The organism is Micromonospora sp. NPDC003241, assembly GCF_053589795.1.
Map to the genome: position 1 here is coordinate 227,788 of NZ_JBSFSO010000002.1, position 25,135 is coordinate 252,922.

The 25,135-nt window shown below is 72.3% G+C and carries 23 protein-coding genes; 9 read left to right on the forward strand and 14 right to left on the reverse strand.

Annotation, left to right across the window (positions count from 1 at the left end; all coding sequences use genetic code 11):
* Window positions 1-145: 145 nt before the first annotated feature.
* The 5 genes from ACWDVW_RS02850 to ACWDVW_RS02870 form a co-directional block, all read right to left on the reverse strand.
* Window positions 146-1,597 carry a dihydrolipoamide acetyltransferase family protein gene (locus tag ACWDVW_RS02850; RefSeq protein ID WP_449944194.1) on the reverse strand — a complete coding sequence of 484 codons (1,452 nt, stop codon included), beginning with the start codon at window positions 1,595-1,597 and terminating at the stop codon, window positions 146-148.
* 5 nt (window positions 1,598-1,602) lie between these two features.
* Window positions 1,603-2,592: an alpha-ketoacid dehydrogenase subunit beta gene (locus ACWDVW_RS02855; RefSeq protein ID WP_449943976.1), complete on the reverse strand. Its 990-nt coding sequence runs from the start codon at window positions 2,590-2,592 to the stop codon at window positions 1,603-1,605.
* A complete protein-coding gene (gene pdhA / locus ACWDVW_RS02860; RefSeq protein WP_396744038.1) occupies window positions 2,592-3,767 on the reverse strand; it encodes a pyruvate dehydrogenase (acetyl-transferring) E1 component subunit alpha in 1,176 nt (391 codons plus the stop codon). Before pdhA ends, ACWDVW_RS02855 begins: the two co-directional genes overlap by 1 nt.
* Before the next feature lie 638 nt (window positions 3,768-4,405).
* Window positions 4,406-5,011 (reverse strand): hypothetical protein, encoded by a 606-nt coding sequence (locus ACWDVW_RS02865; RefSeq protein WP_449943979.1) that lies wholly within the window; start codon window positions 5,009-5,011, stop codon window positions 4,406-4,408.
* A gap of 223 nt (window positions 5,012-5,234) precedes the next feature.
* Complete coding sequence (locus ACWDVW_RS02870) at window positions 5,235-5,933, reverse strand: NUDIX hydrolase (protein ID WP_449943982.1); 699 nt, start codon at window positions 5,931-5,933, stop codon at window positions 5,235-5,237.
* 74 nt (window positions 5,934-6,007) lie between these two features.
* Here ACWDVW_RS02870 and ACWDVW_RS02875 point away from each other — a divergent pair, with 74 nt between their 5' ends.
* Window positions 6,008-7,069 (forward strand): SPFH domain-containing protein, encoded by a 1,062-nt coding sequence (locus ACWDVW_RS02875; protein WP_396744047.1) that lies wholly within the window; start codon window positions 6,008-6,010, stop codon window positions 7,067-7,069.
* Complete coding sequence (locus ACWDVW_RS02880) at window positions 7,066-8,007, forward strand: hypothetical protein (RefSeq protein WP_396744050.1); 942 nt, start codon at window positions 7,066-7,068, stop codon at window positions 8,005-8,007. The genes ACWDVW_RS02875 and ACWDVW_RS02880 overlap by 4 nt, the downstream gene beginning before the upstream one ends.
* 5 nt (window positions 8,008-8,012) lie before the next feature.
* On the opposite strand, the gene ACWDVW_RS02885 is transcribed toward ACWDVW_RS02880, so the two are convergent.
* From ACWDVW_RS02885 to ACWDVW_RS02895, 3 genes are all read right to left on the reverse strand, one after another.
* Entirely contained in the window at window positions 8,013-9,233 is a 1,221-nt protein-coding gene (locus tag ACWDVW_RS02885) for a hypothetical protein (protein ID WP_449943986.1), read from the reverse strand.
* 72 nt (window positions 9,234-9,305) lie between these two features.
* On the reverse strand, window positions 9,306-10,985 hold the full coding sequence (locus ACWDVW_RS02890; RefSeq protein WP_449943989.1) for a GTPase family protein: 1,680 nt from the start codon (window positions 10,983-10,985) through the stop codon (window positions 9,306-9,308).
* 5 nt (window positions 10,986-10,990) lie between these two features.
* Entirely contained in the window at window positions 10,991-12,811 is a 1,821-nt protein-coding gene (locus ACWDVW_RS02895) for an ABC transporter (RefSeq protein WP_449943991.1), read from the reverse strand.
* A 219-nt stretch (window positions 12,812-13,030) separates the two neighbouring features.
* Between ACWDVW_RS02895 and dnaK the strand changes: the two genes are divergently transcribed.
* From dnaK to ACWDVW_RS02920, 5 genes are all read left to right on the forward strand, one after another.
* Complete coding sequence (gene dnaK, locus ACWDVW_RS02900) at window positions 13,031-14,926, forward strand: molecular chaperone DnaK (protein WP_449943994.1); 1,896 nt, start codon at window positions 13,031-13,033, stop codon at window positions 14,924-14,926.
* Between the two features lie 48 nt (window positions 14,927-14,974).
* Window positions 14,975-15,736 (forward strand): nucleotide exchange factor GrpE, encoded by a 762-nt coding sequence (gene grpE / locus ACWDVW_RS02905; RefSeq protein ID WP_449943997.1) that lies wholly within the window; start codon window positions 14,975-14,977, stop codon window positions 15,734-15,736.
* An 85-nt stretch (window positions 15,737-15,821) separates the two neighbouring features.
* Window positions 15,822-17,000 carry a molecular chaperone DnaJ gene (gene dnaJ, locus ACWDVW_RS02910; RefSeq protein WP_449943999.1) on the forward strand — a complete coding sequence of 393 codons (1,179 nt, stop codon included), beginning with the start codon at window positions 15,822-15,824 and terminating at the stop codon, window positions 16,998-17,000.
* A gap of 28 nt (window positions 17,001-17,028) precedes the next feature.
* Window positions 17,029-17,466, forward strand: coding sequence for a heat shock protein transcriptional repressor HspR (locus ACWDVW_RS02915; RefSeq protein ID WP_350697629.1), 438 nt, complete (start codon window positions 17,029-17,031; stop codon window positions 17,464-17,466).
* Between the two features lie 184 nt (window positions 17,467-17,650).
* Window positions 17,651-17,923 carry a hypothetical protein gene (locus ACWDVW_RS02920; RefSeq protein WP_449944002.1) on the forward strand — a complete coding sequence of 91 codons (273 nt, stop codon included), beginning with the start codon at window positions 17,651-17,653 and terminating at the stop codon, window positions 17,921-17,923.
* A gap of 246 nt (window positions 17,924-18,169) precedes the next feature.
* Here ACWDVW_RS02920 and ACWDVW_RS02925 read toward each other — a convergent pair whose 3' ends face one another.
* The 3 genes from ACWDVW_RS02925 to ACWDVW_RS02935 form a co-directional block, all read right to left on the reverse strand.
* Window positions 18,170-18,598 (reverse strand): hypothetical protein, encoded by a 429-nt coding sequence (locus ACWDVW_RS02925; RefSeq protein WP_396696562.1) that lies wholly within the window; start codon window positions 18,596-18,598, stop codon window positions 18,170-18,172.
* A 187-nt stretch (window positions 18,599-18,785) separates the two neighbouring features.
* A complete protein-coding gene (locus ACWDVW_RS02930; RefSeq protein WP_449944006.1) occupies window positions 18,786-19,994 on the reverse strand; it encodes a cation:proton antiporter in 1,209 nt (402 codons plus the stop codon).
* Window positions 19,995-20,001: 7 nt separating this feature from the next.
* Window positions 20,002-20,151, reverse strand: coding sequence for a hypothetical protein (locus tag ACWDVW_RS02935; RefSeq protein ID WP_449944009.1), 150 nt, complete (start codon window positions 20,149-20,151; stop codon window positions 20,002-20,004).
* A gap of 31 nt (window positions 20,152-20,182) precedes the next feature.
* Here ACWDVW_RS02935 and ACWDVW_RS02940 point away from each other — a divergent pair, with 31 nt between their 5' ends.
* Window positions 20,183-21,310, forward strand: coding sequence for a hypothetical protein (locus ACWDVW_RS02940; RefSeq protein WP_449944011.1), 1,128 nt, complete (start codon window positions 20,183-20,185; stop codon window positions 21,308-21,310).
* Window positions 21,311-21,335: 25 nt separating this feature from the next.
* Here the strand turns inward: ACWDVW_RS02940 and ACWDVW_RS02945 are convergent, their stop codons facing one another.
* The 3 genes from ACWDVW_RS02945 to ACWDVW_RS02955 all read right to left on the reverse strand — a co-directional run bounded on the left by ACWDVW_RS02945 (window position 21,336) and on the right by ACWDVW_RS02955 (window position 22,242).
* Window positions 21,336-21,560: a winged helix-turn-helix domain-containing protein gene (locus ACWDVW_RS02945; RefSeq protein ID WP_350697623.1), complete on the reverse strand. Its 225-nt coding sequence runs from the start codon at window positions 21,558-21,560 to the stop codon at window positions 21,336-21,338.
* A 53-nt stretch (window positions 21,561-21,613) separates the two neighbouring features.
* Window positions 21,614-21,832 (reverse strand): winged helix-turn-helix domain-containing protein, encoded by a 219-nt coding sequence (locus tag ACWDVW_RS02950; protein ID WP_387258524.1) that lies wholly within the window; start codon window positions 21,830-21,832, stop codon window positions 21,614-21,616.
* A 188-nt stretch (window positions 21,833-22,020) separates the two neighbouring features.
* A complete protein-coding gene (locus ACWDVW_RS02955; RefSeq protein ID WP_449944017.1) occupies window positions 22,021-22,242 on the reverse strand; it encodes a hypothetical protein in 222 nt (73 codons plus the stop codon).
* Window positions 22,243-22,487: 245 nt separating this feature from the next.
* Between ACWDVW_RS02955 and clpB the strand changes: the two genes are divergently transcribed.
* Entirely contained in the window at window positions 22,488-25,079 is a 2,592-nt protein-coding gene (clpB, locus tag ACWDVW_RS02960) for an ATP-dependent chaperone ClpB (protein WP_449944020.1), read from the forward strand.
* Window positions 25,080-25,135 lie beyond the last annotated feature (56 nt).

Consider the following 25,135-nt stretch of genomic DNA (forward strand, 5'->3'; position numbering starts at 1 on the left):
AACATCCAGCGATTATTAGGTGAGCTGAGCCACCAGCCTACGAATCTTAGGTCGACTGCCTTCTGTGAAGAGTGTTTCGTCAACCAGCGGCAACGGCCGGTGTGCCGGGCGTTCACCCGTGGCACACCGGCCGTCGTGGAGCGGATCAGGTCCAGGCGAGCAGCGCCGCCTCCGGGTCGGCGAGGAAGTCGCCGATGTCGCGCAGGAACTTCGAGCCCAGCTCACCGTCGATGATGCGGTGGTCGAAGGAGAGGCCGAGCGTGGTGACCAGGCGCGGCTTGACCTTGCCCTTGTGCACCCAGGGCATCTCCCGGACCGCGCCAAAGGCCAGGATCGCCGACTCGCCCGGCGGCAGGATCGGCGTACCGGTGTCCACCCCGAACACTCCGACGTTGGTGATGGTCAGGGTGCCGCCGGACATGTCGGCCGGCGAGGTCTTCCCGGCCTTGGCGGTCTGCACCAGGTCGGTCAACGCGTCGGCCAGCTCGCGCAGCGTGAGTCGACCGGCGTCCTTGACGTTCGGCACGATCAGGCCCCGCTCGGTGGCCGCCGCGATGCCGAGGTTGACGTACTCCTTGACGACGATCTCGTCACCGGCCCACGTCGAGTTGACCATCGGGTGACGCTTGACCGCGAGCAGCACCGCCTTGGCGACCAGCAGCAACGGCGAGACGCGTACGTCCCGCCACTCCCGCCGACCGCGCAGCCGGTCCAGCGCCTTCATCGCCCGGGTCACGTCCACGGTCAGGAACTCCGTGACGTGCGGGGCGGTGAAAGCGGACCGGGACATGTTCTCGGCGGTGAGCTTGCGTACCCCCTTGACCGGGATGCGCTGCTCGCGGTCGGCGCCGAAGCTCGCCGCCGCCGGGGCCGAGGCGGTGACCGTGAGCGGCTCCGCCGCCGGGGTCGCCGCCCGCTGCACGTCCTCCCGGGTGATCGAGCCCGACGGCCCGGACCCGGTCAGCGTGCTCAGGTCCACGCCGAGATCCTTGGCGAGCTTGCGCACCGGCGGCTTGGCCAGCACCAGGCCCGCGAGTCGACCGTTGCCGTTGACCGCCGGGGCGGGCGCGACCGGAGCCGCAGCGGGCGTGACCGGGGCGGGCGCGACCGGAGCGGCGGTGGCCTGGGCCGGGACGGCGCCCTTGCGGGGACGGCGCTTCGCCGTGGTGGTCCGTGGGCCGTAGCCGACCAGGACAGCGGTCCGGCCACCCGGTGCCGGGCCGCCGATCAGGCCCGGCTCCACGGCACCCTCGGCCGGCGCCACCTCGACGGCGGCCAACGAGGCCGCCGAGGGAGTGGGCAGGTCACCGGCGGGCGCGCCGGTCGTCGAGGACCCGATCGGCCCGGCGCCCGGGTCGGTGTCGATCGCGATGATCGGCGTACCGACCTCGACCGTGGTGCCCTCCGGGTGGAAGATCGCGTGCACCTGACCGGCCCACTTCGCCGGGATCTCCACCGCCGCCTTGGCGGTTTCCACCTCGACGATCGGCTGGTTCAGCTCGATGGTGTCGCCGACCTTGACCAGCCAGCCGAGGATCTCGCCCTCGGTCAGGCCCTCGCCCAGGTCGGGCAGGTTGAACTCCTTGATCCGGGACATGCCGCTCACCAGCCGAAGGAGCGGTCGACGGCGTCGAGCACCCGGTCGAGGTCGGGCAGGAACTCCTCCTCGACCCGGGCCGCCGGGTAGGGGGTGTCGAAGCCGGTCACCCGCAGCACCGGAGACTCCAGTGAGTAGAAGCACTCCTCGGTGATCCGCGCCGCGATCTCCGCGCCGAGGCCCACGTTGGACGGTGCCTCGTGCACCACCACCGCGCGGCCGGTGCGCCGCACCGACTCGTAGACCACGCCGAGGTCCAGCGGGGAGAGCGTGCGCAGGTCGATGACCTCCAGCTCACGGCCGTCCTCGGCGGCGGCGGTCGCCGCGTCCAGGCAGGTCCGGACCATCGGGCCGTACGCGAGCAGGGTGACGTCGGTGCCGGCCCGCACCACCCGCGCCGAGTGCAGCGGGTACGCCTCGGAGAGCGGGGCGTCCAGGTCGACCTGGCCCTTCTCCCAGTAGCGCCGTTTCGGCTCCAGGAACACGATCGGATCGTCCGAGGCGACCGCCTGCTGGATCATCACGTACGCGTCCTGCGGGCTGGCGCAGGAGACGACCTTCAGCCCGGCGGTGTGCGCGAAGTACGCCTCGGGGGACTCCGAGTGGTGCTCCACCGCGCCGATGCCGCCGCCGAACGGGATCCGGATCACCATCGGGATGTTCAGCTTGCCGCGCGAGCGGTAGTGCATCTTCGCCACCTGCGACACGATCTGGTCGTACGCGGGGTAGACGAAGCCGTCGAACTGGATCTCGCAGACCGGGCGGTAGCCGCGGATGGCCAGACCGACCGCGGTGCCGATGATGCCCGACTCGGCCAACGGGGTGTCGATCACCCGCTGGTCGCCGAAGTCCTTTTGCAACCCGTCGGTGATCCGGAAGACGCCGCCGAGCTTGCCGACGTCCTCGCCCATGATGACGACCTTCGGGTCGTTCTCCAGGGCGCGACGCAGACCGGTGTTGAGGGCCTTGCCGAGGGTGAGCGTCTCCGTGGCCATCAGTGCGCGCTCCCCTCGAACGACTCCAGGTACCGGCTGAACTCCGCTCGCTGCTCGTCCAGCAGCGGCGACCCGTTGGGGTAGACGTGGTCGAAGAGCGTGGTGGGCTCCGGGTTCGGCATGGCCAGCACCCGCTCTCGCAGGTCCACGGCCTCGCGGCGGGCCTGCTCGTCGACCTCGGTGAAGAAGCCGGCGTCGGCGATCTTCTCGCGCTCCAGGAACGCCTTCACCCGGGCGATGGGGTCCTTGGCCTGCCAGGCCTCGACCTCGCTGGCGATCCGGTAGCGGGTCGGGTCGTCGGAGGTGGTGTGCGCCCCCATCCGGTACGTGTACGCCTCGATCAGGCTCGGGCCCTGCCCGTGTCGGGCGTTGTCCAGCGCGTGCCGGGTCACCGCGTACGTGGCCAGCACGTCGTTGCCGTCCACCCGGATGCCGGGGAAGCCGAAGCCGGCGGCGCGGCGGTAGAGGGGGATGCGGGTCTGCCGCTCCAGCGGCTCGGAGATGGCGTACTGGTTGTTCTGGCAGAAGAAGACCAGTGGGGCGTTGAACACGCCGGCCCAGACGAACGACTCGTTGACGTCGCCCTGGCTGGTGGCGCCGTCACCGAAGTACGCGATGACCGCCTCGCCGTCGTCGGTGCCGGTCTTGCCGTCCATCGCGACGCCCATGGCGTACCCGGTCGCGTGCAGGGTCTGCGCCCCGATGACGATCGTGTACATGTTGAACTTGAACTCGTTCGGGTCCCAACCGCCCTGGTCGACCCCGCGGAACAGGCCCAGCGGCATGATCGGGTCGATGCCCCGGCAATAGAGCACGCCGTGCTCGCGGTAGGTGGGGAACGCCATGTCCTGGGTCCGCAGCGCCCGGCCGGAACCGACCTGGGCCGCCTCCTGGCCGAGCAGGCTCGCCCAGATGCCCAGCTCGCCCTGCCGTTGCAGGGCGGTCGCCTCGGCGTCCAGCTTCCGCACCAGCACGAGGTCGCGATAGAGGCCGCGGTACTCCTCGTCGGTGAAGTCGACGCGGTACTCGACGCCGTCCGGGCCGGTCACGCTGTCGACGCGCGCACCCTCGGGGGTGAGCAGTTGTACGAGTTCCGGGTCGCCGGTCGCGGCTTTCCTGGATCGGGGTGCGGCTCGCCGGCCGCGGGGGCCGGCCCCGGGGTCGCCCTTTGCCATCCGTCTCTCCCTGTCGTGTCTGCGTCGGCACCGGGGGGTCACCCGGCCGCGCGACTCGTGCGCCCGCCCCGGCTGGTGCCGGGATCGGTTCCTGGCGGCCACGCATAGCCCCGGTGGGGGTTGCCGCGCGGCGTGAGCCGGATTCTTGGCCGAACCCGGTTCGGGAGCGCCGACGCCCAGTCGCGCCTACCGCGTGGGTGCGCGGAGGTCCCGGCTGCGCTGCCGTCGTGACTCCATATTCGCATCAGAGGTGAGCCGCCCCACACTCCACCTGCCCCGCGTCCCAGGATGGGCCCGGTTCGTTACCTGAAATACCGGAGTGCCGGGTCATGCGACGCGCGACCGATCCGGTGATGGTTTGCCACCATTCGGCCAGATAAGCGTGTCGACACGCGGTGTGGGGTTGGCCGACGCAGAGTCACTGAATCACGCTGGTCGGGCGGACCCCCGAACCAGCTCAGGCGGTCCGCCGGGGCCGCGTCGACGGCCCCGGCCAGGGTCGACGACGAGGAGTGCGCGGTGTCCGAACCAGGTGAGGGTCCCGGGGGGCCGTTCCTCGGCCGGCACCGGGCACCCGGCGGCTATCGCCGGGTGGTGGGCGCCCACCGTGCCGCGCGTGCCGCCACGCCGTCACGGGGCTACCTGCTGACCGTGGCGCTGCTCGCCGGTACGGCCTCGATGCCGGTGCTGGCCGCGATCAGCACCGGGTCGGCGACGGTCGGCAGCACCGCCCTGCCGGGCAGCAGTACGCCGCCGTTCATCCCGACGCCCTCGGTCGGCCCGGTGGTGATCCCGCCGCCGCCCGGCGGTATCCCGACGACCGTGGCGCCCGCGCCGCCGTCGGTCGGCCCGGCCGCGCCGCCCACCGACCCCCGGCCGGAGCGGCGTCCGATGCCGGCTGCCCTGCCGTACGCGCCGCCGCCGGGCCACCGCCCGGAGCCGCCGGACCCGCTGCCCGCGCCCCGGCCGCCCGCCACCACGCCGGCCCCGGTGCCCATCCCGACGCCGAGCCGTACGCCGAGGCCCATCCCCTCGCCGAGTCCGTCGCCGCCGACCGCCTCGCCCTCGCCCTCGCCGACCGATCCGCCCTCCTCCCCGACGGCGTCGGTCGACCCGAGCATCTCCACCGACCCGGGGACCACCCCGGACCCGTCGGAGTCCACCGGCCCGACCGCCTCGACCGATCCGACCGCCTCGGACGGACCGACGGAGACGGGTGACCCGCCGTCGGGCGGCCCGACCATCTCGGGTGACCCGACCGATCCGACCGACCCGCCGTCCAGCCTGCTGCCCGGGCCGGTGCTGCCGCCGTCCGACGGTAACGGCCACGCCCGGTCGCGCGCCCGGTTCCGGCTTCGGAAGCGGGGGTGTGCGTCGGAGTCCACCGGGCCCGCGTCCGAGCGTTGAGGGCCGCCTGAACGGCCGGAGCCACCCGCGCACAAGCGCTGCGGTTCCGGTGCTTCAGCCCTAGCTCGGGCGCGGCGGGTCGGGTCGCAGCATCGGTGGGTGCAGGATCGCGGCCGGTCCACGCCGGAACAGTTGTGCCGGTCGACCTCGCTCGCCCTCGGTGGAGCGGCCGACCGGGTCCAGGAAGCCCGGCGTGCCGGTCACCTTGCGATGGAAGTTGCGCGGGTCGAGGGTCGTCCCCCAGACCGTCTCGTAGACCGCCCGGAGCTGGGCCACCGTGAACTCGGGCGGGCAGAACGCGGCCGCCAACGGGGTGTACTCCAGCTTGGCCCGGGCCCGTTCCAGGCCGTCGGCCAGGATCCGCTCGTGGTCGAAGGCGAGCTGGCCGGGGACCAGCCGCGCCAGCGGGAGCCAGTCGGCCGAGGCGGCGTCCGTACCGGCCACCGGGTTGGCCTGGTCGGGCAGCAGCGCCAGCCAGGCCACGGTGACGACCCGGCCGCGCGGGTCCCGGTCGGGACGGCCGTACGTGCCGAGTTGCTCCAGGTGCCCGGCCGGCTCGGCCAGGCCGGTCTCCTCGGCCAACTCCCGGGTGGCGGCGGCGGCCAGGTCCTCGTCGATCCCGACGAACCCGCCGGGCAGCGCCCACCTGTCCAGGTACGGCTCGATGCCGCGCCGGACCAGCAGGACGCAGAGCTGCTCCGCGCGCACGGTCAGCACGACCAGGTCGACGGTCACCGCGAACGGCGGGTACTCGCTCATCTCTTTATCACCACCTTGACGACAAAGTAGCAGACCCTTTATCGTCATGGAGACGACAAAGGGAGGCGAGAGTCATGGCCGACGTGACGAGGCGACTGTTCCTGCGCCACCTGCGTGGCACCCCGACCAGTTGGGTGCGCCTGCACGTGGGCGGCCGGATCCGTCGCGAGGGAGTGGGCCAGTCGTTCTGGTACCGCCCACTGCGCGCCGTGCTCAGCGAGGTGCCGGTGGACGACCGCGAGCTGCCGCTGCTCTTCCACGCCCGCACCGGCGACTTCGCCGACATCACCGTGCAGGCCACCGTCACCTACCGCGTCGCCGACCCGGCGCTGGCCGCCGGACGGCTCGACTTCTCGGTCGACCCGCGCACCGGCAAGGCGCGGGCCCGCCCGCTGGACCAGGTGGCCACCCTGCTGGCCGAGCTGGCCCAGCAACCCGCGCTCGACCTGCTCGCCCGGGTGCCGCTGGCCGAGGCGCTGACCACCGTCGCGCCGGTCCGCGAGGCGGTCTCCGACGCGCTGGCCACCGAGGCCCGGCTGGCCGACATCGGGGTGGCCGTGGTCAGCGCCCGGGTGGTGGCGATCCGGCCCGAGCCGGAGCTGGAACGCGCCCTGCAGACCCCCACCCGGGAGGCGGTGCAGGTCCAGGCCGACCGGGCCACGTACGCCCGTCGGGCGCAGGCCGTCGAGCAGGAACGCGCGATCGCCGAGAACGAACTCCAGAACAAGATCGAACTGGCCCGGCGCGAGCAGCAGCTCGTCGAGCAGCACGGGGCGAACACCCACCGCCGGGCCGAGCTGGAGGCCGCCGCCGAACTGGCCGCCGCCCAGGGACGGGCCGAGCGGGACAAGGTGACCGACGCCGCTGCCGCCGACCGGGCTCGGGTGCTCGCCGCCGCCGAGGCCGAGAAGGACCGGATGCTGGCCGCCGCGAAGGCCGAGGGCGTACGCGCCGTCGGGCACGCCGAGGCCGAGGCGGAGGCGGCCCGCCTGGCCGCGTACGCGGAGCTGCCGCCGGAGGTGCTGCGGGCCCTGACCGTCCGGGAACTCGCCGGTCAGTTGCCGCAGATCGGCCAGCTCACCGTCACGCCGGACATGCTGACCGACCTGCTCGGTCGGCTGGCACCCGGCCGATGAGCGCCGACCGGGGCCCCGACGGGTGGGCCGGGCCGGGGCTGGCCCCCCGGGTGGTGGTGGTCAGCCGGCGCAGTGAGCTGGACGAGCTGCTGGCCCGGCACGGCACCCGGGCCGCCGCCGAGTGGTACCTGGCCGCCCGGGGACGGTCGCTGACCGAGGTGATCGACCGGCACGAGGCACTGGCAGCGGCGCTGACGACGGTCGGCGCCGCCGTGCCGGCCGACTGGCGACGCGGCGCGGTGGACCGCGACGACCTGCCGCGCTTCCTGTTCGCGCCGGAGGACGTCGTGGTCGCCGTCGGGCCGGACGGTCTGGTCGCCAACGTGGCGAAGTACCTGACCGGGCAGCCGGTGATCGGGGTCGACCCGGAGCCGGGCCGCAACGCCGGAGTGCTGGTCCGGCACCGGGCGGACGGGCTGGCCGCGCTGCTGCCGGCGGTGGCGGCGCAGCGGGCGACGACCCGGTCCCGGGCGATGGTCCGCGCCGCCCTGGACGACGGGCAGGAACTCCTCGGCCTCAACGAGGTGTACGTCGGCCACGCCTCCCACCAGTCCGCCCGCTATCTGCTCTCGGTGCCGGTCGACGGGCGGGAGCGCCGGGAACGGCACTCCTCCTCGGGCGTGGTGGTGGGCAGCGGTACGGGGGCGACCGGCTGGTGCGCGTCCATCGCGCGGGACCGTCCGGGGGCGCCGCGCCCACCCGCGCCGGAGGAGGCGGCCCTGTGCTGGTTCGTCCGGGAGGCGTGGCCGTCCCCGGTGACCGGGGTGAGCCTCACCGCCGGCCGCCTCGACGACGGCGACCGGCTGGAGTTGACCGCCGAGTCCGACGGCCTGGTGGTCTTCGCCGATGGGCTGGAGGCCGACCGGCTCACGCTCGACTGGGGGCAGCGCCTCACCGTCGACGTCGCACCCCGCCGACTCACCCTGGTCGAGCCGTGACGCGGTCAGCCGTCGTCGGCGAGGCGGTGCCGGTTGGCCTCGATCCAGGCGTCCAGGGCAGCCGGGTCGTCCGGGTCGACGCCGTCGGCCATCAACTGGGCGACGGCGGCGGTCGCCGGGCTGCGCCGCTCACCGGTGGCGTAGAGCCGGACGAACTCCGGCACCATCTCCTCGATCCCGGTGTCCGTCGCGGACACCGCCGACGCCGGCAGTCCCCGCTTGCGGGCCGCGTACGCGGTGAAGGCGCGCAACACCCGGGGCAGCATCGCCGCGTCGTCCATGTCGAGTACGGCCCGCCGGTGCACCCAGTCGAGCAGGAACAACCCGGCCACGGTGGGGCTCCACCGCAGCGGGTCGGTGTCCGGGAAGGTGGCCGCGTGGTCGAGCAGCAGGCCCAGGCAGAAGTGCAGGGAAGCGAGGTCCCCGCCGTCGATGCTGTCCAGCCCGGCCCGCGCCGCCTCCGGCGAGGCCAGGAAACGTCGGATCAGGTCGGAGCGCTCGGTCTCCGTGAGCGGTTCGTCGTCCGGCCGGTCCGATGCCGACGGTGTGGCCGGTAGCAACGCCAGCCGGGCCCCGACCAGGGCGCGGTCGGTGGCGAGCGAGCCCGCGCCCGGCAACTGCCCCAGGCGGTCGGTCACCGCCAGGTGGCGGCCCACCTCGTCACGCATCCGGGCCGGTTCCTCCTCCCGGAACCACGTCAGCTCGTCGTCGGCGCAGAGCTGCCGGACCTGGTCGAGGATCCGGGCGGCCGGCCCGCCGACGAAGACGTCCTTGGTGATGCCGATGTTGTGGTCGACCAGGGCCACCAGCGCGTGCTCCGGCCCGCCGGTGGCGTCGTCGTAGGCGAAGGTGGCCAGGTAGGAGGTCTGGTCGCCGTACACGTCGCCGTACGCCCAGGCGCCGGTGAGGTGCACCTTGCCGAGCTGCCCGGACCAGGCGGGTGCGGTGGCGCCGGGACGTACCCGGTCGGCGCCGGTGGCGTCCGGGACCAGAGCGGCGAAGACCGCGCGGACGGTGGTCGCCGCGGCGGTCCGCCGTCGCGAGGTGGCGGCGAGGAAGCCGCCCACGAAATCGCGGATCGCCGTCTCCCGGTCGGTCTCCGCCACCTCGTAGACGCTGCCCAGCAGCGCCGCGCCGAGCATCTCCGCGTCCAGCGCCGTATCGAGCTTGGTCACGTCGCGAGCGGCGTGCAGCACCGCGTCGTAAGGGGTCTGTGGCGTGGCCATGACCCGACACTACGCCGCCGGTCACGCAGTCGGTTGCCGAGCCAACCGACCGGCGTGGCCCCCGACCGAGGCTCAGCGGTGCCGGGCGACCTCCAGCACGGTCCGGGCGTCGGCGTGCGCGGCGATCACGGCTCGCACCGGTGACAGCACGTACTCCTCGCCGACCTGGCCCATCGCCCTGGTCAGCCGGTCCTCGGCCCGACGGCGTACGCGGCGGGCGGCCCACCGGCTGATCGGCCGGGTCAGGGCGGCCAGCAGCAGCCCGGACAGCAACCCGCCGAGCAGCAGCAGCGTCGGCGCCGGCACCGCGCCGACCATCGGATGCTCCAACTCGGGCAACCCCAGGATCCGCAGCGCGTAGCCCAGGAACAGCCAGCCCAACCCGGCCACCGCAGCGACGGTCACCACCCACTGCAACCCGCCGACCAGGCGCCACCAGGTGCGGGGACGGTGTAGTCCCAGGTCGGTGCCGGCGAGCGCGCGGTCCAGCGCGTCCGGCAGGTCGGCGAGGCGCGATCGGGCCGCCGCGCTCACCGCCGCCGGCCAGGCGCTCGGCAGTCCCTCACCGGCCCGCTCCGCCACCGTACGCAGCGCCAGGGCCAGCGCCGACTTGTCGGCCGCACCGGGCTCGGGTACGGACGTCGCGGCGGCCAGGGCCTGCTCGGGGTCGTCGGCGCCGGGCTGCGGACCGGTCAGGTGCAGTCGGCGCAGCGGATCGGGGCGCAGCCGCCGCCAGAACCGGACCAACGGCCAGCCGGTACGCGACGCGGCCCGGTGCCGGTACGCCTGCTCGACCGCACTGAGCACGGTCGGCACCCCGGCCACCGCGCTCAACGCCCGGTTCAGCTTGGCCACCGCAGGGTCGTCGGCGGCGAGGGCCGTCCGGGGTGCCCCGACCATGTCGTCCAACGTGTCCACGACCGCGTCCAGGTCACCGGTGAGGCGGCGCAGTGCCGCCTGCCGCTCGGCGACCGTGCGTTCCAACTCCGTCCGGAGCACCTCGTGGCCGCTCGGTTCGACGATCGTGGTGGCCAGCAGCGGCACGCCGTCCAGCCCGTCCGCGTCGAGCAGCCGGCGCAGGTCGGCCAGCACCCGGGGCACCTCGGCCGGGGGCAACCGGTCGGCCTGGTTGAGCACGACCAGGGTGACGTCCCGGTGCCGCTGGAACTCGCGCAGGTAGGCGGCGTGCACCACCCGGTCGGCGTACTTCTCCGGGTCGACCACCCAGATCACCAGGTCGACCAGGCCGAGTAGCCGGTCCACCTCCAGACGGTGCGCGTGCTGCACCGAGTCGAAGTCCGGCAGGTCGAGCAGGATCAGCCCGTGCAGGGTGGACTCGTCATCGCCGTCGAGCAGGCTCTCCCGGACGAACCGGTGCTTGGGCAGCACGCCGAGCCAGTCGAGCAACCGGGCGCCGCCGTCGAGCGGGCCCCACACGCAGGCGTGGGTCACGCCGGTGGTCGGGCGGCGTACTCCGACCGGCGACAGGTTCCTGCCGGCCATCGCGTTGAACAGGCTCGACTTGCCGCTGCCGGTGGCGCCGGCCAGCGCGACCACGGTGTGGTCACGGGAGAGCGACAACCGGGTGCCTGCCCGTTCCACCAGGGTGCGCGCCGGGCTCAGCGGGGTGTCGGGAAGGTATCCGTCGACGAGGCCGAGGAAGCGGTGCACCGCCTCCAATCGGGCGGCCAACTGGTCCGCGTCCACCCGTCCGTCGCTGATCCGCAACGCCTCGCGGAGGCGTCCCCCCATGCCCATCACGCCGCCGCCCCACTGCGATCGTCCGTGGCGAAACCGCTGCGCGTCCGGGCCGCCTCCACCTGGGCGGCCGCCTCGCGCAGCGCCGTCGCGTGCCGGGCCGCCGGCCGGGCCTGGTCGGTCCGGCCCAGATACCGGGCGGCCTCCTCGTCGAGCAGCGCGCATACCCGGTCCAGCAGGTCCTCCCGAGCCTTCGCGGCCAGCGTACGCACGGCCTGGTCACCGAAGATCGCCTGAAGTACGGCCTGGCCGGCGACGGTGGTCCCGGCCCCGGTGGCGACCTCCAGGCCGGTCGGGATGAACGCCGTCGAGGCGAACACCGCGATCATGACGGCCAACCCGGTGGCGTTGACCGCGTACGCCGCCGTGCGGGCCACGAAACGCCGGTCACCGCCCTCGGCCCGGACCAGCTCCAGCACCCCGCGTTGCCAGTCCCGGACCAGCCGCTCGGCCCGCTCGGGCAGGTCGGCCGAGTGGTGCGCCAGATCCGGGGTGAGCAGTGCGGCACCCGCCGGATGCGCCTTCCACCCGGTGTGCGCGTGCTCGGCCGCCTCGGCCGCCACGCCCCGCAGCAACGTCGTCAACTGGGACTCGATGGCGTCGCGCAACTCCACGGCGGGAGCCGGACGTCGGCTGAACGTCGCCGTGAGGCGGTCGCGCAGCCGCCCGATCCGCGCCTCCAGGCTGCGGAAGAAGTCGCTGGTGCCGATGAACTCCTGCCACCGGGCCAGGACCTCGCCCCGGAGCAGCCGCCCGTCGCGCAGGCCCTGCTCGACCATCCGGTTCGCGGCCCGGTAGGCGGCCAGCACCCGTTCGTCGAGGGCGTCGGCGGCGGTCACCTGCTCGTCGGCGGCGACGGCCAGACTCTCGACCGACGGCGCCAGCGCGGCCAGCGCGCCACCCAAGGTCTGCCGGACCACCGCCGCGCGGGCGTCCGCGTCGGCGGCCAGCCGGGCGAACCAGTCCGCCAGCGGCGCGGTGACCCGGTCCGGCAGCAGCCCCTGGCCATCGACCCAGGTCTCCGGCAGGACGAACAGCGGTGCCGCGCCGAGGTTCTGCTCGGCCAGCATCTCGGCGAGATGGGCGGCGACCTCGTCGGTGGCCTCGGCGGGCACCCGGTCGAGCACCAGCGCGATGACCGCGCCCCGGGCCCGCGCCCCGTGCAGCAGCTCCCAGGGCACGGCGTCGGCGTACCGGGCGGCGGTGGTGACGAAGAGCCAGAGGTCGGCGGCGGCGAGCAGTTGGTTGGCCAGCGCGCGGTTGGCGTCGACCACCGAGTCGATGTCGGGGGCGTCCAGGAACGCCAGCCCGGGGGCCAGGGCCGGGGCGGTGACCAGATGCAGCGAGCGGGGGTCGTCGCTGGGCTGGTTGGTGCGGGTCAGGCCGGGGAGGAGCTCCCCGCGACGGAACCAGGGCGAGTCGGCCGGATTGCAGACCAGGACCGGGGAGCGGGTGGTCGGCCGCAGCACCCCGGCGGCGCTGACCCGCGCCTGGACCAGGCTGTTGACCAGGGTCGACTTGCCGGCGCCGGTCGATCCGCCGACCACCACCAGCAGCGGCGCGTCGAGGCGGGAGAGCCGGGGTATCAGGTAGTCGTCGAGCTGGTCGGCGAGAGCGGCGGCGGTCCGGCCGGCAGGCTCCGCCGAGGGCAGGACCAGCGGGAAACGCGCCGCTCCGATCGCGGCCCGCAGGCTGGTCAGCGCGTCGGGCAGGGCGTCGTCCCCGAATGCCGCGGGCCGGTCCTCCCCGCCGGTGGAGCCGGTGCGGGCTGCGACGGCGGGCGTGCCGAAAGGTGAGGCGGAATCGCCGTTCGTCGTCACCGCTAAAGCGTGCCCGACCGACACAAGGTAAGACAACCAGTCGGTATCGAACGGTGACTTGCGCCAACCCGACTCAACCCTGACTTGACGATTCCGGGAGGCGTGGCAGTATTGAGTCAAGTTCACTCAACTTGAGGTGGGGTCGCTGTGGGCGGCGCCGCCGGTCAGGGCGACGGGGGGCCCGTCACCTGCACAACGTTACGAAGCGAGGAAGCGAAGATGGCACGTGCGGTCGGTATCGACCTCGGCACGACGAACTCCTGCGTCAGCGTCCTGGAGGGCGGTGAGCCCACCGTCATCGCCAATGCCGAGGGCTCGCGGACGACCCCGTCGATCGTCGCGTTCGCCCGCAACGGCGAGGTGCTCGTCGGCGAGGTGGCCAAGCGCCAGGCGGTGACGAACCCGGACCGGACGATCCGCTCGGTCAAGCGGGAGATCGGCACCAACTGGTCCGTCGACATCGACGGCAAGAAGTACACCCCGCAGGAGATCTCGGCCCGGACGCTGATGAAGCTCAAGCGGGACGCCGAGGCGTACCTGGGCGAGCAGATCACCGACGCGGTGATCACCGTCCCGGCGTACTTCAACGACGGCCAGCGTCAGGCCACCAAGGAGGCCGGCGAGATCGCCGGCTTCAACGTGCTGCGGATCGTGAACGAGCCGACCGCGGCCGCCCTGGCGTACGGCCTGGACAAGGGCTCCAAGGAGCAGACCGTCCTGGTCTTCGACCTCGGTGGCGGCACCTTCGACGTGTCGCTGCTGGAGCTGGCCGAGGGCGTCATCGAGGTCAAGTCGACCAGCGGTGACAACCTGCTCGGCGGTGACGACTGGGACCAGCGCATCATCGACCACCTGGTCAAGACCTTCCGGGGCGAGCACGGCATCGACCTGTCGCAGGACAAGATGGCGCTGCAGCGGCTCAAGGAGGCCGCCGAGAAGGCCAAGATCGAGCTGTCCGCCGCCACCACCAGCAACATCAACCTGCCGTACATCACCGCCGGCTCCGCCGGCCCGCTGCACCTGGACGTGACGCTCAGCCGGGCCGAGTTCCAGCGGATGACGCAGGACCTGCTGGACCGCTGCAAGGGCCCGTTCGAGCAGGCGGTCAAGGACGCCGGGATCAAGGTCTCGGACGTCGAGCACGTGATCCTGGTCGGTGGTTCGACCCGGATGCCGGCCGTGACCGAGCTGGTGAAGCAGCTCACCGGCCGCGACCCGAACAAGGGCGTCAACCCGGACGAGGTCGTCGCCGTCGGCGCCGCCCTCCAGGCCGGTGTGCTCAAGGGCGAGGTCAAGGACGTCCTGCTGCTCGACGTGACCCCGCTGAGCCTGGGCATCGAGACCAAGGGCGGCATCTTCACCAAGCTGATCGAGCGCAACACCACCATCCCGACCAAGCGGTCCGAGGTGTTTACCACCGCCGACGACAACCAGCCGTCGGTGCTGATCCAGGTCTTCCAGGGTGAGCGCGAGATCGCCGCGTACAACAAGAAGCTCGGCACCTTCGAGCTGACCGGTCTCCCGCCGGCCCCGCGTGGCGTGCCGCAGATCGAGGTCACCTTCGACATCGACGCCAACGGCATCGTCAACGTGCACGCGAAGGACCTGGGCACCGGCAAGGAGCAGAAGATGACCATCACCGGCGGCTCCTCGCTGCCGAAGGATGACATCGAGCGGATGCGCCGGGACGCCGAGGAGCACGCCGAGGAGGACAAGCGTCGTCGCGACGAGGCCGAGAGCCGCAACGTCGCCGAGGCCCTCCAGTGGCAGACCGAGAAGTTCCTCGCCGAGAACGGCGACAAGCTGCCCGCCGAGAACCGCGACAAGCTGAACGAGGCGCTCGGTGAGCTGCGCGGCGCGCTCGGTGGTAGCGACATCGATAAAATCAAGTCGGCACACGAGCGGCTGGCGCAGGTCTCCCAGGAGGCGGGCTCGCTGCTCTACGCGCAGCAGGCCGAGCAGGCTCCGGGCGGCGAGGCGGGCGGCGCGGCCGGTGCTGGTGCCGCCGGTGCTGGTGCGGCTGGTGCCGGTGCCACCGGCGGTCCGGCCGGCGGCGCGCGGCCCGGCGCGGACGACGTGGTCGACGCGGAGATCGTGGACGAGGACAAGAAGTGACGGTCCTGGTCGAGGCGATCTTCACGGGCAGAGGGATGAGGTAGTCGTATGACGGAGAAGCCACGAGCCGCTGACCCGGGCGACACCGGGTCGGCGCCGGGTGGCTCGGCGTCCGAGCCGGCCGCCGGTGAGACGCCGCGCGTCGTCATCCGCAACAACCGCAAGATCAGCCAGACCCGCGAGCCGGAGGGGACGGCGGCCGACGCCGGCTCCGACGTACCTGCCGAGGGGCTGGTCGAGGACGCCGAGGTCGTGGTCGACGCGATCGAGGTCGAGGCCGAGGCGCTGAGCGAACCGACCACCGACGGCCCGCCGGTGGTGGACTCCCCGGCCAAGCCGGTCGGGGAGCCGTCCGAGGCGGCCGGTCGTGGGCTCGGTGCCGAGGTGGGGGCGCTCCGCGCCGACCTGGAGGAGCGCACTCGGGACCTGCAACGGGTCACCGCCGAGTACGCCAACTACCGCAAGCGGGTCGAGCGGGACCGTGGCCTGGTCACCGAGCAGGCGACCGGCTCGGTGCTGGCCGCGCTGCTGCCGATCCTGGACGACCTGGACCGGGCCCGGGAACACGGCGATCTGGTCGGTCCGTTCGGTTCGGTGGCCGAGCAACTCACCACCGCGCTGGGCAAGTTCGGGCTGACCCCGTTCGGCGAGCAGGGCGACCCGTTCGACCCGACGCTGCACGAGGCCGTGGCGCACCAGACCTCGGCCGACGTCACCGAGCCCACCTGCGTGCAGGTGATGCGTCGGGGCTACCAGATCGGTGAGCGGTTGTTGCGGCCCGCGATGGTCGCGGTCGCCGACCCGGAATAGTGCACGACGGTGACCGGGCCGTCCCGCCCGCCGAACTCCGGCGGGCGGGACGGCCCGGAGCCGGAGGTGGGGAGGAGGTGGACGGTTGAGTTCCAAGGACTGGATCGAGAAGGACTACTACGCGGTCCTGGGCGTGGCGAAGACCGCCTCCGCTGACGAGATCAAGAAGGTGTACCGCAAGCTCGCCCGCGAGTCGCACCCGGATCACAACCCCGGCGACCCCAAGGCCGAGGAGCGCTTCAAGTCGGTCTCCGAGGCGTACGCGGTGCTCGGTGACGACGCCAAACGCCGCGAGTACGACGAGATGCGCTCGCTGTTCGGCTCGGGCGCGTACCGGCGCGGTGCCCGCCCGGGTGGCCAGCCCGGCGGCATGCCGTTCGACGTCTCCGACCTGTTCGGCAACGCGCAGTCGGCCGGCGGTGGCCGGTTCGCCGGTGGCGGCATCTCGGACCTGTTCAGCTCGATCTTCTCGGGCGGCGCGGGTGGCGCAGGCGCTACCGGCCCGGCCCGGGGACGCGACATCGAGACCGAGGTGGCGCTCGACTTCGACGACGCGGTCCGGGGGGTGACCCTGCCGCTGACCCTGCGGGCACCCGGGGTCTGCGACACCTGCCACGGCAACGGTGCGAAGCCGGGCACCGTGCCGAGGACCTGCCAGGTCTGCCACGGTGCCGGGGTGAACCACCGCAACCAGGGTGCGTTCAGCCTCGCCGAGCCCTGCCGCAACTGCCAGGGCGCCGGGACCGTGGTCGACGAGAAGTGCCCGGAGTGCCAGGGCACGGGCGGCGTCACCAAGGCCCGTACGCTCAACGTCCGTTTCCCGGCCGGGGTGGCCGACGGACAGCGGATCCGGCTGGCGGGCCGGGGCGAGCCGGGCGAGCGCGGCGGCCCGGCGGGAGACCTGTTCGTGCACGTCAAGGTGCGGCCGGACGAGCTGTTCGGGCGCTCCGGTGACGACCTCACGCTGACCGTGCCGATCACCTTCACCGAGGCGGTGCTCGGCACCGACCTGCGGGTGCCGACGCTCGACGGCGCGGTGACCCTGCGGGTGCCGGCGGGTACGCCGAGCGGGCGGATCCTGCGTGCCCGGGGCAAGGGGGTCAGCCGTCGGGACGGCCAGACCGGGGACCTGCTCGTCACGCTCGACGTGGTAGTGCCGGCCCGGGTCTCCGACGAGGCACGCGCGGCCCTGGAGACGTTCGCCGCGCAGACCCCGCCGGCGGCGCGAGAACATCTCGACGCGCGGGTGCGTCGGAGCGGATGATGGGTGTAGCGGTGCGGAGGTGAACGGGATGGACGGGTTCGTCGGTTCGGATGACCCCACCTACGAGGCCAAGGTGCTGATGATCTCGGTCGCGGCGCGGATGGCGGGGATGCACCCGCAGACGTTGCGCCAGTACGACCGGCTCGGCCTGGTGCAGGCCGGCCGGGCGGCCGGTGGGGGTCGCCGCTACAGCGTGCGGGACGTGGTCCTGCTGCGCGAGGTGCAGCGGCTCAGCCAGGACGATGGTGTCAACCTGGCCGGGATCAAGCGGATCATCGGCCTGGAGCGGCTGTTCGAGCAGGCACAGCAGCGGGTCGCCCACCTGGAGGCCGAGCTGGAGGCCGCGTACCGCCGGATCGCCGAGCTGGAGTCGCTGGCCCGCTTCCCCGGGCGTGACCTGGTGCCGACGAACCAGACCTCCACGGCCCTGGTGGTCTGGCGTCCCCGACGCAGCCCCGGCCGCTGACGATCGATATCCGGCCCCGGTGCGGTGACAACCGCGCCGGGGCCGTCTCGTGTCTGCGCTCGGGGCGGGATCGTGTTGGCGGCCACGACCGGGCCGAATCCACCCCGTCCCCAGCCCGTCTCCGTTACGCTGAAAATCAGGTCCAAACAACTCAATTCGGACTTCGGCGCTGGCAGGGGGAGCCATGACGGACGCGGCGAAGAAGGTGGCCGAGCAGGCGGAACGCCGGCTCGACAGGTTGTCCGAGAACGTCCAGCGGCGATTCGACCGGATCACCAAGGGGCGGTTCGCCGACCAGGTCCGCAGCGGTCGTTTCAGCGGCCAGGGCGGCCGGTCCACCGGCCCCGCCCCGTCGGGCGGCCGGTCCGCCGGCCCGGACCAGGGCCGAGCCGGTCACGGCGCCGGCCGGGTGCGGACCGACCAGCACCGCCGAGAACACGGCGGCCCACCCCGCTGAAGACCACAGAGGGGCCACAGACGTACGGGCCGGGAGCCACGGGGGTTCCCGGCCCGTCCACACCCCCCAAGTCACACCCCCGGCTGCTCCCCGACATGCCCCGCCCTCAACAGACGTCAACCCCCACGAGGTCGGCAGGCGACGACACGTCCGCCGGCTGGGTGTGGCCCTACCGTGCCCGGCGCAGGGATCAAGCCTGACCGCCCGGAGCCGGGCACGGTAGGGCCACACCCCCCACAGCAACCACTAGAGCCGCCGACCCTCGCGAACCAACCCACCTTCGCACCACTCGCGATACACGAACAGCTCCGGCCGGGACAGCAGCACCCGGCTGTTGTGCGCCCAGGTGCGCATCATCTCGTCGCCGTTGCGCTCGGCCTGGTCGACCAGCTTGCGGAAGCGTCGCTTCGGGTGTGCCCGGAAGTTCGTCCGGATTCCGTCGGCGGCATAGATGTAGAGGCAGTGCAGCGCGAACCGGCGGGCCGGGCAGTGCGCGTCCATCGCCAGGTCGAACAGCGTCATGATCAGCCGGTCGCCGGAGACCAGCAGGTCCCAGTCGGGTGGCATGGACGTCAACGGCACCGAGTCGGGCTGGTACGCCCACGATCGCAACTCCGCCGGACTCGGGTCGACGGGGTTGGCGAAGCCGTGGAACGTTGATTCCTGCACGCTCACCGGCCAACCTTCCGTTCGCGTCGGCGCCGAGGCGTCCGCCCCCCGCGAACCCCGGCTGCTGGGGCGAAACGGTAACGCGGTACCCGTGAGTACGGGTAGCCCCTACAGAAAGCAATTCGGCATCGGTTGCCTGGCCGGGGTGGTCCGGACGGCCGACGATCACTTTCAGTCAGGTCGTGATCACCGGTCATGGTCTATCCGGGGCTGCCGCCCCGGCTGCCTGCACCGCCGCCCGCCGCCGCGACCAGCGTTTGAACCAGGCGGCATCGGGCAGTCGGGCCAGCACCGGCCCGGTCACCACCGTGATCAATACGTACGTGGCGGCCAGGGCGGCAAGTTTCGGCGAAACGGTGCCGGCGCTCACCGCGAGGCCGGCGATGACGATGGAGAACTCCCCTCGGGGCACCAGGGTCAACCCGGCCCGCCAGCGTCCCGGTTCGGTGATGCCGACCCGCCTCGCGGCCAGGTAGCCGGTCAGCGTCTTGGTGGCGATGGTGACCAGGGCGAGCAGTACTGCGGGCAGCAGCACCGGCGGAATGTGCCGAGGGTCGGTGGCGAGCCCGAAGAAGACGAAGAAGACGGCGGCGAACAGGTCGCGCAACGGCGTCAGCAGCTCGGTGGCGTGATGGGCCACCGGCCCGGAGAGCGCGATACCGACCAGGAAGGCACCGACCGCCGCCGACACCTGGAGCTTCGCGGCGACCCCGGCGACCAGCAGGGTCAGGCCGAGCACACCCAGCAGCAGCGCCTCGGGATGGTCGGCGGACATGGCCCGGGAGACGAGATCGCCGTAGCGGAGCGCCACCACCAGCACGACGACCACCGTCAGCACCGCGACGCCGAGCGCGACCCCACCCTTGACCAGCCCGACCCCGGCCAGCAGCGCGGTCACCAGTGGCAGGTAGAACGCCATCGCGAGGTCCTCGACCACCAGCACCGACAGGACCACCGGCGTCTCCCGGTTACCGAGCCGACCCAGGTCCGACAGGATCTTGGCGATCACCCCGGAGGACGAGATCCAGGTGATCCCGCCGAGCACCACCGCGGCCACCCAGCCCCAGCCGAGCAGCAGCGCGAACGCCGCACCCGGCAGCGCGTTGAGCACCGCGTCGAGCACCCCTGCCGGTGCGGCCGACCGCAGGTTGCCGACCAGCTCGTCGGCCGAGTACTCCAGGCCGAGCATCAGCAGCAGCAGGATCACGCCGATCTCCGCGCCGATCGCGAAGAAGTCCTCGCTGGCGTGCAGCTCCAGCACGCCGCCGTGGCCGAGGACCAGACCGGCCAACAGGTAGAGCGGGATCGGCGAGAGCCCGATCCGCCGGCCGAGCCGGCCGAGCAACCCGAGCAGGAACAACAGCGCGCCGACCTGGATGAGCAGGTTGGTGAAGTCGTGCATCCGAGGCTCAGCCGACCGGTGAGCGCACGGCGGACGACCGGGACGCGCCGGGGACGTCCCGGCGGGAGAGTGTCCCCGGCGGGTGGCCGAATTCCGTCATCATGTCGTGGCGTACGCCGCTGCTCGGTTGAGCGGTCTGCTCGACGCGTGCTCGCACGGGCTCAGGCTACTCTCGCGACGGAGGCCGCATGACCGCCCGACGAACTCGTTGCCTGGCAGTTCTCCCGCTGTTCACGCTGCTCGCGGGATGCTCGATCGGGGACATCCGGCGCAGCGCCCCGGCCCCCGAACCACCGCAGGTCACGGCCACCCCCGCGCCGACCACCACGCCGGTCGCGGAGACCCGCACCGCCCGCCTGGCCGTGCCGCAGCGGTACGCGCCGCCGTTCGTCGAGTTCGTCGACGCCGAGAACGGATATGCCCTCTTCGCCGCCTGCGACGACCAGACGCCCGCTTCGGACTGCCCGGCCCTGCTCTGGTCGACCCGGGACGGCGGCCGCTCCTGGCAGCAACTGCGCCACCCACAGCCGGATACCACCCCGCAGCGGGACGGCGACGTCCAGCAGCTCTACACCGCCGAAGGCATCCTGGCCCTGTACGCCCCGCAGGTGGGATGGTGGACGTCCACCGGTCGCGGGGACACCTTCCGGCGCACTCCGGGCGAGGCACCGCCCCGGGCATGGCAGGCGGCCCAGGGACGCTTCCAGCTCATCGAGAGTTCGGGAAAGGTGGGCCGCTGGACGGGACGCACACTCCGCCCGCTGCCTGTCCAGCCGAAGCTGCCCGTGGTGCAATCGGTGGTGGAAACTGACTGGCAGTTCAACAGTAAGGAAAACTCAGGGCCGTTGGTGGCAGCCGGAGCCGACGATGACGGCCGGCCGTACGTCGCGATCTCCGTTGACGAGGGACGGAGTTGGCGGCCGACCTCGGTGGAGTTCGACGGTGCAGTCGGTGTGCTCCGAGTGGTGCGCACACAGAGTGATCTGTGGCTGGTCGGCGAGCGGCCCGATCGCACCGGGTTTCCGGCAGTGTGGCGGCATGGTCCCGCCTGGGAGAGGGTGCCTGCCGAGGGACACCCGGAGACGGGGCAGGTCGTCCCGTTGGGTTTCGGAGTGGCTGCGGTCGTCGGTCCACGGGGCGCCGGTGCGCTGATCGGCAGCGGGTACGTCGACCTGCCCTGGCCGCTGACCGACGAACATCACCTGCGGATGCTCCCCGACAACACTCTCGTCGCCACTGGGCCGCAGTCCGTCCTGCTCGGCACCGGCCATGCCGGCGACCGCACCTGGACAGCGGTGATCATCGAGACGGAGTGACCCGCGTCGAGGAATCGCTCGGGTCCTACTCGGATGGCTTTCGGACGTACGTGCCCTTGCCCTGGTGACCTTCGATCAGGCCCTCGGCCTGCAAAATCAGGAGGGCGGACCGTACGGGTTCTGCCGAGACGCCGTAGTGCGCGGTCATCTCACGCAGGGACGGCAGCTTGGCTCCGGGCGAGTAGTCCCCGGAGCGGATCTTGTCGCGGATGTCCTGTGCGATGCGTTGGCGGTCGGAAACTCGGGGCATGGCAGCAACTCCTGGTAGGCGCCGATCCCTCCAAGGGCATCCCGTCCCAGGACCTACTGTTTGTCGGCCACGAAGACGCCGACACCCTCCAGCGTCTCGGTGAGTCCGGTCGCGCGCAGGATCATCATGGCCTTGCCGACCACGGTGTCCGAGACGCCGTACTCCTTGCAGAGCTGGGCTCTGCTCGGCAGCTTCGTGCCGGGCGGCCACTCACCTGATTCGATCTTGTTCCGCAGTTCGTCTGCGAGCACCTGATACTGCTGCTTGGGCATACACACTCCCCGGATGGCATGCCCATTCGATCACGCGGGGGTCTTCTGCGACCGTCCGCTCGACGGTGGGCGGCGCTGCGTCCTGCACACGGACCATCGGAGCCCCTGCACGACCCGACTGCCGCGTTGACAGCACAGACGGTTCAGCTCGACAGGGCCCGGCACGCGCGTTGACCAGCGGCGGAGGTTCAGGACGCCAGGCGTTTGAACTGGCCTTCCTCTGCGGGGGTGTGCGCGAACAGCAGCCTGTGCAGGTGCAGCAGAAGTCCCGAGTTCAGTGGCTGCCGCGACCGTTGGAACAGGTAGTCCTGGGCGTCCCGGTAGCCGGCGAGTTCCTGCTCGCTGCGAGTGCGGAGGTTGGCGACACGGCCGGCGAGGATGCGGTCGGCCCGTGCGCCGTCGGGGACCACGACACCCCTCGATGGCGGACGAGGCGGTGATGCTGGCGACACGTGCCCGGTCGGCCAACTGGCTGAGGAGGCCCGGCAAACTACATAAAGTTCTGACCCGACATGCAGATTAGTAGTTTCTTTGGGTAGTTCTGCAGGGCTCGCGAATGGGGTGGAGTGGCGGATGTCACACCTCTGAGGTTGAGTGGAATAGGCTCAACTCTGGTTCTGTCGGTACCAGTGGACACACCGATCCAGGGGAGCCCATGAACACCGAACGCCTCACCACCAAGAGCCGCGAGACCATCACCGGTGCCGTCGCCCTGGCCAATCAGCGCGGCCACGCCACCGTGGAGCCGTGGCACCTGCTGCTGTCGCTGCTGGACACCGAGGGCTCGACCGCTGCCGGCCTGCTGCGCGCCGTCGGGGCCGACCCCGCCGAGCTGCGCCGGGCCGCCCAGCGGGCGGTCGACGCGCTGCCCGCCGCGCGCGGCTCCAGCATCGCGGAGCCGACCCTGGCCCGCGAGTTCGTCAACGCCATCGGGGCCGCCGAGCAGATCGCCCGGCCGCTCGGCGACGAGTACACCTCCACCGAGCACCTGCTGGCCGGGCTGGCCCGGGTCGGTGGTGCCGTCTCCGGTGCGCTCAAGTCCGCCGGTGCCACCGAGGAGACGCTGGTCGCCGCGTTCCCGACGGTGCGCGGCGGGGACCGTCGGGTCACCACCGCCGACCCGGAGCAGACCTACCAGGCGCTGGCCAAGTACGGCGTCGACCTGACCGCGAGCGCGCGGGACGGCAAGATCGACCCGGTGATCGGGCGGGACTCCGAGATCCGCCGGGTGATCCAGGTGCTGTCCCGGCGTACCAAGAACAACCCGGTGTTGATCGGCGAACCCGGTGTCGGCAAGACCGCCATCGTCGAGGGCCTGGCCCAGCGGATCGTCGCCGGTGACGTACCCGAGTCGCTGCGGGACAAGAAGCTCGTCTCGCTGGACCTCGGCGCGATGGTCGCCGGTGCGCAGTACCGGGGCCAGTTCGAGGAGCGACTCAAGTCCGTCCTAGAGGAGATCAAGAACTCCGACGGGCAGGTCATCACGTTCCTCGACGAGCTGCACACGGTGGTCGGCGCGGGCAAGGGCGAGGGCTCGATGGACGCCGGCAACATGCTCAAGCCGATGCTGGCCCGGGGCGAGCTGCGCATGGTCGGCGCGACCACGCTGGACGAGTACCGCGAGCACATCGAGAAGGACCCGGCCCTGGAGCGGCGCTTCCAGCCGGTGCTGGTCGGTGAGCCCACCGTCGAGGACACCATCGGCATCCTGCGCGGGCTCAAGGAGCGCTACGAGGTGCACCACGGCGTACGCATCACCGACGCCGCCCTGGTCGCCGCCGCCGCGCTCTCCGACCGGTACATCACCGACCGCTTCCTGCCGGACAAGGCGATCGACCTGGTCGACGAGTCCGCGTCCCGGCTCCGGATGGAGATCGACTCCCGGCCGGTCGAGGTGGACGAGATCGAGCGGGCGGTCCGCCGGCTGGAGATCGAGGAGATGGCGCTGGCCAAGGAGCCGGATGCCGCCTCCGCCGAGCGCCTGGAACGGCTGCGCAAGGAGCTGGCCGACAAGCGCGAGCAGCTCACCGCGCTCTCCGAGCGGTGGCACCTGGAGAAGAGCCACATCACCAAGCTCTCCACCGCCAAGGAGGAGCTGGAGCGGTTGGGTGGCGAGGCCGAGCGGGCCGAGCGTGACGGCGAGCTGGAACGCGCCGCCGAGCTGCGTTACGGGCGCATCCCTTCCCTCCAGGCCGAGTTGACGAAGGCCGAGGAGGAACTCGCCCGGTTGCAGTCCGCAGGCGCGATGCTCAAGGAGGAGGTCGGCGCGGACGACATCGCGGCGGTCGTCGCCTCCTGGACCGGCATCCCCGCCGGCCGGCTGCTGGAGGGGGAGACCGCCAAGCTGCTCCGGATGGAGGAGTCGCTGCGCGAGCGTGTCGTCGGCCAGCCCGAGGCGGTCGGCGCCGTCTCCGACGCGGTACGCCGGGCCCGTGCCGGTGTCGCCGACCCGGACCGCCCCACCGGCAGCTTCCTCTTCCTCGGCCCGACGGGTGTGGGCAAGACCGAGCTGGCCAAGGCGCTCGCCGAGTTCCTCTTCGACGACGAGCGGGCGATGGTCCGCATCGACATGAGCGAGTACGGCGAGAAGCACTCGGTGGCCCGTCTGGTCGGCGCTCCGCCCGGCTACGTCGGCTACGAGGAGGGCGGCCAGCTCACCGAGGCGGTGCGTCGCCGGCCGTACTCGGTGATCCTGCTCGACGAGGTGGAGAAGGCCCACCCGGACGTCTTCGACATCCTGCTCCAGGTGCTCGACGACGGTCGGCTCACCGACGGCCAGGGTCGTACCGTCGACTTCCGCAACGCGATCCTGATCCTTACCTCGAACCTCGGGTCGGCGGTGATCAGCGACCTGACGCTCGCCGAGGAGCAGCGCCGGGAGGGCGTCCTCGCGGTGGTCCGGTCGCACTTCAAGCCGGAGTTCCTCAACCGGCTCGACGACATCGTGGTCTTCGCCGCACTCCAGGGCGACGATCTGCGCTCCATCGTGGACATCCAGTTGGCCCGCCTGCGCAAGCGACTGGCCGACCGCCGGCTCTCGCTGGACGTCACCGACGCGGCGCGGGGCTGGCTCGCCGAGCACGGGTACGACCCGATCTACGGTGCCCGGCCGCTGCGTCGACTGGTCCAGTCGGCGATCGGCGACCAGCTCGCGAAGGCGCTGCTCGCCGGCCAGATCCGGGACGGCGACACGGTGCGGGTGGAACTCGCCGACGCCAAGGACGGCCTGTCGGTGAGCGCCGCCTGACCCGTACCCACGACGTCGGACCTCCGCCGCCGCCCCGCCTCAGCGGGCGGCGGCGG

What these genes read in the sequence shown, in the direction of transcription:
- ACWDVW_RS02870 (WP_449943982.1), bottom strand. Translation starts at nt 5,933, where the DNA reads ATGAGCGAGTACCCGCCGTTCGCGGTGACCGTCGACCTGGTCGTGCTG.
- ACWDVW_RS02950 (WP_387258524.1), bottom strand. Translation starts at nt 21,832, where the DNA reads ATGCCCAAGCAGCAGTATCAGGTGCTCGCAGACGAACTGCGGAACAAG.
- clpB (WP_449944020.1), top strand. Translation starts at nt 22,488, where the DNA reads ATGAACACCGAACGCCTCACCACCAAGAGCCGCGAGACCATCACCGGT.
- dnaK (WP_449943994.1), top strand. Translation starts at nt 13,031, where the DNA reads ATGGCACGTGCGGTCGGTATCGACCTCGGCACGACGAACTCCTGCGTC.
- ACWDVW_RS02865 (WP_449943979.1), bottom strand. Translation starts at nt 5,011, where the DNA reads ATGGTCGGGCCGCCCGACGGCGGGTCACCCGTCTCCGTCGGTCCGTCC.
- pdhA (WP_396744038.1), bottom strand. Translation starts at nt 3,767, where the DNA reads ATGGCAAAGGGCGACCCCGGGGCCGGCCCCCGCGGCCGGCGAGCCGCA.
- ACWDVW_RS02855 (WP_449943976.1), bottom strand. Translation starts at nt 2,592, where the DNA reads ATGGCCACGGAGACGCTCACCCTCGGCAAGGCCCTCAACACCGGTCTG.
- ACWDVW_RS02890 (WP_449943989.1), bottom strand. Translation starts at nt 10,985, where the DNA reads ATGGGGGGACGCCTCCGCGAGGCGTTGCGGATCAGCGACGGACGGGTG.
- ACWDVW_RS02875 (WP_396744047.1), top strand. Translation starts at nt 6,008, where the DNA reads ATGGCCGACGTGACGAGGCGACTGTTCCTGCGCCACCTGCGTGGCACC.
- ACWDVW_RS02945 (WP_350697623.1), bottom strand. Translation starts at nt 21,560, where the DNA reads ATGCCCCGAGTTTCCGACCGCCAACGCATCGCACAGGACATCCGCGAC.
- grpE (WP_449943997.1), top strand. Translation starts at nt 14,975, where the DNA reads ATGACGGAGAAGCCACGAGCCGCTGACCCGGGCGACACCGGGTCGGCG.
- ACWDVW_RS02920 (WP_449944002.1), top strand. Translation starts at nt 17,651, where the DNA reads ATGACGGACGCGGCGAAGAAGGTGGCCGAGCAGGCGGAACGCCGGCTC.
- ACWDVW_RS02930 (WP_449944006.1), bottom strand. Translation starts at nt 19,994, where the DNA reads ATGCACGACTTCACCAACCTGCTCATCCAGGTCGGCGCGCTGTTGTTC.
- ACWDVW_RS02850 (WP_449944194.1), bottom strand. Translation starts at nt 1,597, where the DNA reads ATGTCCCGGATCAAGGAGTTCAACCTGCCCGACCTGGGCGAGGGCCTG.
- ACWDVW_RS02940 (WP_449944011.1), top strand. Translation starts at nt 20,183, where the DNA reads ATGACCGCCCGACGAACTCGTTGCCTGGCAGTTCTCCCGCTGTTCACG.
- ACWDVW_RS02915 (WP_350697629.1), top strand. Translation starts at nt 17,029, where the DNA reads ATGGACGGGTTCGTCGGTTCGGATGACCCCACCTACGAGGCCAAGGTG.
- ACWDVW_RS02880 (WP_396744050.1), top strand. Translation starts at nt 7,066, where the DNA reads ATGAGCGCCGACCGGGGCCCCGACGGGTGGGCCGGGCCGGGGCTGGCC.
- ACWDVW_RS02885 (WP_449943986.1), bottom strand. Translation starts at nt 9,233, where the DNA reads ATGGCCACGCCACAGACCCCTTACGACGCGGTGCTGCACGCCGCTCGC.